This is a genomic window from Streptomyces sp. PTL18 (genome assembly GCF_059510295.1).
Genome location: NZ_JCAJZO010000111.1, coordinates 1 through 967, shown reverse-complemented (window position 1 = coordinate 967; position 967 = coordinate 1). Strand labels below are relative to the sequence as shown.

Sequence of the window (967 nt, the reverse complement as noted above, 5' to 3'; positions counted from 1 at the left end):
GGCACTGTGTACGCACTGAAGTTTCCCCGTGATCTTGGACACTCGTTCGTTATGCCGCGAGGGTGTGTTGATGCCGCTGCCTGGTCTCGGCCGGGGTGAGGTAGCCGAAGATCTTGTGCTTGCGTAGGCGGCGGCGGTTGTAGAAGGTCTCGATGAAGGTGAAGACCTCGGCGCGGGCGGTGGCCCGGTCGGGCCAGGTCCGGGTTCCGATCTCTTCCTTGAGCAGGGCCCAGAAGCTCTCCGCCGCGGCGTTGTCGAAACATGATCCGGTGCGTCCGCAGCTCTGTCGCAGCACCAACTCCTTTATCCGATCCCTGAATTGCGCCGATGTGTACTCGCTGCCGCGATCGCTGTGGATCACGCATCTGGGCTCCAGACCGCCTCGGCCGTAGGCCATGTCGAGGGCGTCGACGACGAGCTCGGCGCGATGGTGATCGGCCATGGCATAGCCGACGACCTCGCGGGTGGCCAGGTCCAGCCAGCAGGCGAGGTAGAGCCAGCCCTCAGCCGTCGGGAGATAGGTGATGTCGCCGACCAGCTTGATCCCGGGACGCTCGGCGTGGAAGTCGCGGCCGATCAGGTCCGGGGCCGGCTTCGCCTTCACGTCCGGCCGGGTCAGCGAGCGGTGCTTGCGGCGGGTGACGCCGCGGATGTCGCGCTCGCGCATGACGCGGGCGATGCGCTTGCGGTTCACCCGGTGCCCCAGACGTCGCAGCTCGGCGTGGATGCGCGGGACGCCGTAGGTGCGACGGGAGGCGATGTGGAGCACGGTGACCTCGTGGGCGAGCGCGTCGTCGGCCGCCCGGCGGGCCTGGCGGGCGGCCTCGCCCTCGCACCAGGCGTAGTAGGAGGAGCGAGCCACGCGCAGCACCCGGCACAACAGCACGATCGGGTAGTTCGCCTTCTCCGCATGGATCAACCGGTACAACATGGTCACCGGTCGCTCTCCTTCACGAAGAAGGCCGTC

The 967-nt window shown here is 67.5% G+C and carries 1 protein-coding gene; it reads right to left on the bottom strand.

All coding sequences use genetic code 11. The features are described 5' to 3' along the window. Positions 1-49: 49 nt before the first annotated feature. Positions 50-931, bottom strand: coding sequence for an IS3 family transposase (locus AC5WS8_RS39195; protein ID WP_496108244.1), 882 nt, complete (start codon positions 929-931; stop codon positions 50-52). Positions 932-967: the final 36 nt, after the last annotated feature.